Here is a 5,075-nt window from a genome sequence, read left to right as displayed (position 1 = left end):
CGAGGCAGCCGGGCCGCCCTGCGGGGGCGCGGTCGGCGCGGCAGCGAGAGCCTCGTGCGCTGCCGTCGGCACCACGTGCCGGCGTCGGCGGGTGGGCATCGACGCGGCGGCGCCGCGGCCCACGAGTACCGCCGGGGACTCCTCGGCGGGCTCCTGCGAGATGGTGCTGCCGGCATCCTGGGCGGCCACGGTAAGGTCGTCGTCGGCCGGGGCGGGCGCATCCGGTGCGGGCGCAGCGCTGTCGTCGGTGGCGCCGGCCTCGGAGAGGATCGTGATGATCACAGTGCCCACGTCGACGGTGGTGCCCGGCTGCACGAGGATCTCGCCGACGACGCCAACGTACGGCGACGGCAGCTCAACGAGCGACTTGGCGGTTTCGATCTCGACGAGCACCTGGTTGATCGAGATGGTGTCGCCTGGGGCGACCTTCCACTCGACGATTTCGGCCTCGGTCAGGCCCTCGCCCACATCGGGGAGGGTGAATCGGGAGACGCTCATGGGGTGCCTTTCACAGCAGGGGGATGATTAGTAGGCGAGGGAGCGGTCGACGGCTTCGAGCACCCGGTCGGGGCTGGGCAGGAAGTGCGTCTCCACCGCGGCGGGCGGGAACGGGGTGTCGAAACCGGACACCCGCAGCACGGGGGCCTCGAGGGAGTAGAACGCCCGCTCGGTGACGGTCGCGGCGATCTCGGAGCCGACGCTGACGAAGCCGGCGGCCTCCTGGGCCACCACGAGGTGGCCGGTCTTGTGTACGGACTCGAGAATCGGTGTGTAGTCGATCGGTGAGATCGAGCGCAGGTCGATGACCTCGAGGCTGATGCCCTCCGCCGCGGCGAGGTCGGCGGCCTGCAGCAGCACGCTCACCATGGCGCCGTGGCCGACAACGGTGACGCTGGTGCCGGTGCGCACCACCCGGCTCGCGTGCAGCGGGGTGCCGGCCGCGGTGAAGTCGACCTCGCCCTTGGGCCAGTAGCGGCTCTTGGGTTCGAAGAAGATCACCGGGTCGTTCGACGCGATGGCCTCCTGCATCATCCAGTAGGCGTCGTGCGGGTTCGACGGGCTCACCACGCGGAGGCCTGGGGTGTGCGCGAAGTACGCCTCCGGGCTCTCCTGGTGGTGCTCGATCGAACCGATGTGGCCGCCGTAGGGTATCCGCACGACGACGGGCATGGTGAGGCCGCCCTCGTGCCGGTTGCGCATCCGGGCCAGCTGGCTGGTGATCTGGTCGAAGCCGGGGAACACGAAACCGTCGAACTGGATCTCGCAGACCGGCCGGTAGCCGCGCATGGCCAGGCCGATGGCCGTGCCGATGATGCCGGATTCGGCCAGCGGGGTGTCGAGCACCCGCTTCTCACCGAATTCGGCGTGTAGTCCCTCCGTCACCCTGAAGACGCCGCCGAGCGGCCCGATGTCCTCGCCCATCATGAGCACCTTGGGGTCGTTCAGCATCGCCTGGCGCAGCCCCGCGTTGAGGGCCTTGGCCATGGGCAGGTTCGCGCTGGTCGGCGCGGCGGCGGTCGTTTCCTGCAGGGTCATCAGGACTCACTCCCGTCGAACGAGGTTTCGTAGGCGTCGAGCCAGGCCTTCTGCTCCACGACCAGCGGATGCGGTTCGGCGTAGACGTTGTCGAAGATGACGGAGCGGTCGGGTGAGGTGATCTCCAGGGCGCGGCGGCGCACATCCGCTGCGTGGTCTGCGGCCTCTTCGTCGACGGAGTCGAGGAATTCCTGCTCGACACCCAGGCCCTTGAGGTAGCTGCGGAAGCGCACGATCGGGTCGCGGGCGACCCAGTAGGCCAGCTCGTCGGGGTCACGGTACTTGGTGGGGTCGTCGGCGGTGGTGTGGGCGCCGACGCGGTAGGTCAGCGCTTCGATCAGCGACGGGCCGTGGCCGGCGCGGGCGTCGTCCATAGCCTTGGCGGTGACGGCGTAGCTGGCGAGCACGTCGTTGCCGTCGACCTGGATGCCGGGCATGCCGAAGCCGCCGGCCCGCAAGTAGAGCGGGGTACGGGACTGGCGGGAGACGGGCACCGAGATGGCCCAGTGGTTGTTCTGCATGAAGAACACCTGCGGGGTCTGGTAGCTGGCCGCGAAGACCAGGGCCTCGTTGGCGTCGCCCTGCGAGGAGGCGCCGTCGCCGTAATAGACGATCACGGCCGCATCGGTGTCCGGGTTGCCGGTCGCGGTGGCGCCGTCCAGCTGCATGCCCATGGCGTAACCGGTGGCGTGCAGCGTCTGCGAGGCGAGCACCAGCGTGTAGAGGTGGAAGTTGCCGTGTTCCTCCGGTGTCCAGCCGCCGAGGGTGACGCCGCGCAGCATCCGCAGGATGTCGACCATGTCCAGGCCCCGGATCATGCCGACGACGTGCTCCCGGTAGGAGGGGAAGACGTGGTCCTGAGCACGGGTGGCGTAGGCGGAGCCGACCTGGGCGGCCTCCTGGCCGTGGCTGGGCACCCAGAGGGCGAGCTGGCCCTGGCGCTGCAGGTTCGCCGCTTCGGTGTCGAACTTCCGCACGACGACCATGTCGCGGTAGAACTTGCGGTAGTCGGCCTCGGTGAGGCGCTCGAAGTATGGCAGGAACTCGGCCGCCGATTCGGACGGCGAGAAACTCCCGTCCGTGGACAGGAGCTGCACGGTGGGAGAAGTCAGGGTGCGCACGGGTGCGTCGTTGGAGGTCACTGGCACCGTACTAACCTAGCCGCCGGGCCGCGTGCCCCGTTGGTAGATCCTGAACAATCTCAGCGCCGATCCGTAGGAGCGTGGCCACAGATTCCTCCTCGCCAATCGAGACCCGGATACCCTCCGGGTGGAAGGGCCGGACGACGAGCCCGGCATCGGTGAAACGGTCGGTGGTCGCCGCGGTCGCTGCGCCCAGCGGCAGCCAGACGAAATTGGCCTGCGACGGCGGGACGTTCAGTCCCGCGGCCACCAGGGCGGCACGGATGCCGTCGCGGCGTTCGGCGATCACGCCGACCCGTTCCAGCAGCTCGGGTTCGGCGTCGAGCGAGGCCAGCGCGGCGGCCGAACCCTGCCCGGTGACCGAGAGTGGGATCGCGGTGGCACGGGCGGCGTCGAGGATGCCGACGGGGCCCAGGCCGTAGCCGACCCGGAGGCCCGCGAGACCGTAGGCCTTGGAGAAGGTGCGCAGCACGACGAGGTTCGGGTAGCGCCCCAGCAGCGTCGTACCGTCGATGGCTTTCGGGTCGGTGACGAATTCGGCGTACGCCTCGTCGAGGATCACCAGCAGGTCGGCGGGGACCTGCTCCATGAACGCCGTGAATTCGTCGGCCGTGACGATCACGCCGGTGGGGTTGTTGGGGCTGCAGACGATCACGACGCGGGTGCGCGGGGTGATCAGCGCGGCCATCGCGGGCAGGTCGTGACCGTGGTCGGCGCGGTTGGGTGCGGTGACACTGGTGGCACCGGAGACCGTGACCAGGCTCGGGTACGCCTCGAACGAGCGCCAGGAGTAGAGCACCTCATCGCCGGGGCCGGCCGCGGCCAGGATCAGCTGCGACAACAGCGCCACCGATCCGGCACCGATGTGCACCTCGTCGGTGGTCAGCTCGTACCGGGCCGCGAGCCGCTCGCGGAGAGCGAGGGCGGAGGCATCCGGGTACCGGTTGAAGGCCGAGACGGAGTTCACCGCGTCGACGACGCCGGGCAGCGGGTCGAACGGGTTCTCGTTGCTGGACAGCTTGAAGGCGGAGGCGTTGGCCGCCTTGCCCTGCCGGTACGCCGGCAGCGCAACGATCTCAGGGCGCAGGCGGACCGAGGGCTGGTCTGAAGGGCTCACTCGGCGAGTCTACGCCGGGACATATTCGCGGTGCCGCATGCTCTGGCCGTATATGCCGCACCGGAAACCCACCCGGCGACCGGCACCGGCTGTCATAGTGGGAGCATGGGTAGTTTCCTGATCAAGCTCATCGTCAACGCCGTCGCCCTCTGGGTGACCACACTGATCGTGGCGGGTGTGCGGGTGGACTCGTACGCACCGGACACGACGGCCGTTGTCCTCACCTACCTGCTGATCTCGCTGATCTTCGGGTTCGTCAACGGGTTCATCGGCGGGTTCGTGCGGATCGTCGCGTTCCCCCTCTATGTCCTCACCCTCGGTCTGTTGTCGTTCATCGTGAACGGGCTGCTGCTGATGCTGGTGGCGTGGATCTCCGGCCTGCTCGGTTTCGGTCTGGTCGTCGAGAGTTTCTGGTGGGGCGTACTCGGCGCGTTCGTGCTGGGCATCGTCAGTTGGCTGTTCGGCCTGCTCGTACGGCCGCTGAACAACGCCACCTCCTAGGCCCGCGCCAGGTCAGTCGACCCGTTCGGCTCGCCAGACGCTCTGCTGCCCCGGTGACTCGCCCACGATCCCGTCCAGCTGCGCGCGGAACGCCACCAACCGGGGCTCCGGCGACCCGTCGACCAGTCGGGCGGTCTCGCGGTAACCCACCAGCTGATGCGCCGGCATGACCTCGTCCGCCGGCACCTCCCGGCCGGCGAAGAGTTCCCGCCGCACGTAGAGGCGCTGGTCCTCGTCCGACGTGGAGCCCAGAGCGGGAACGAGGTCGTCCTCGTGCTCGACCGCGATCGCCGGCAAGCCCTCTGGCAACGGCAGGTCGGTTTCCGGCGACCCGAAGGTGACCAACCCCACGGCGTTGATGTCGCCACGCGAGACCAGCTGGTTGGCGATCAGCCCGCCCTGCGAGTGCGCCACCGGCACCACGGGGTCGCCGGGCTGCACTCCGGCCGCCTGCATGGCCTGCAGCACCGCCCGGTACGAGCCGGCCTCCTGGTCGGCTACGGCCGCGACGTTGGAGGCCATGTCCCACGGTTCGCTCGAGCCGGTCGGACTCCATTCCACGGTGCCGCCGATGAAAACCAGCCACGACGGATGCGCCGCGTCGCCGTAGCGCTCGATGCGCACCTGACCGCCGTCATCCTCGGTGGGGATGCGCTCGGCGAGGTCGGCGAACCCTGCGGGCGGGCTCGGCGGCGCGAGCGTGGCCGGCCCGAGCGTGGCCGGCACAGCGCCGGAGCCGGCTGCCGTGACCCGCAGCGGCCCGGCAGGCGGCACGGCAG

The 5,075-nt window shown here is 69.6% G+C and carries 5 protein-coding genes and 1 pseudogene; 1 reads left to right on the top strand and 5 read right to left on the bottom strand.

Translation table 11 applies throughout. The annotated features are described in order from the left end of the window. The 4 genes from E3O60_RS17070 to E3O60_RS17055 form a co-directional block, all read right to left on the bottom strand. Nucleotides 1-498 (bottom strand): biotin/lipoyl-containing protein (locus E3O60_RS17070; RefSeq protein ID WP_304991393.1); only part of this gene is annotated, 498 nt, incomplete at its 3' end. Nucleotides 499-525: 27 nt separating this feature from the next. Beyond that, nucleotides 526-1,536 (bottom strand): alpha-ketoacid dehydrogenase subunit beta, encoded by a 1,011-nt coding sequence (locus E3O60_RS17065; RefSeq protein WP_088457748.1) that lies wholly within the window; start codon nt 1,534-1,536, stop codon nt 526-528. After that, complete coding sequence (gene pdhA, locus E3O60_RS17060) at nt 1,536-2,684, bottom strand: pyruvate dehydrogenase (acetyl-transferring) E1 component subunit alpha (RefSeq protein WP_240632310.1); 1,149 nt, start codon at nt 2,682-2,684, stop codon at nt 1,536-1,538. Before pdhA ends, E3O60_RS17065 begins: the two co-directional genes overlap by 1 nt. 4 nt (nt 2,685-2,688) lie before the next feature. Further along, a complete protein-coding gene (locus E3O60_RS17055) occupies nt 2,689-3,795 on the bottom strand; it encodes a histidinol-phosphate transaminase (RefSeq protein ID WP_134498746.1) in 1,107 nt (368 codons plus the stop codon). A 105-nt stretch (nt 3,796-3,900) separates the two neighbouring features. Between E3O60_RS17055 and E3O60_RS17050 the strand changes: the two genes are divergently transcribed. After that, nucleotides 3,901-4,296, top strand: coding sequence for a phage holin family protein (locus tag E3O60_RS17050; protein WP_088457750.1), 396 nt, complete (start codon nt 3,901-3,903; stop codon nt 4,294-4,296). Nucleotides 4,297-4,308: 12 nt separating this feature from the next. On the opposite strand, the pseudogene E3O60_RS18590 reads toward E3O60_RS17050, so the two are convergent. After that, a pseudogene (locus tag E3O60_RS18590) lies at nt 4,309-5,075 on the bottom strand (hypothetical protein); the annotation flags it as partial.

It is taken from the genome of Cryobacterium sp. TMB1-7 (genome assembly GCF_004402435.1).
GTDB lineage: Bacteria > Actinomycetota > Actinomycetes > Actinomycetales > Microbacteriaceae > Cryobacterium > Cryobacterium zongtaii.
This window is presented reverse-complemented; position numbering and strand designations above follow the sequence as displayed.

Excerpts from the sequence above, each read along its gene's own strand:
- E3O60_RS17065 (WP_088457748.1), bottom strand. The coding sequence starts at position 1,536 with ATGACCCTGCAGGAAACGACCGCCGCCGCGCCGACCAGCGCGAACCTG.
- E3O60_RS17050 (WP_088457750.1), top strand. The coding sequence starts at position 3,901 with ATGGGTAGTTTCCTGATCAAGCTCATCGTCAACGCCGTCGCCCTCTGG.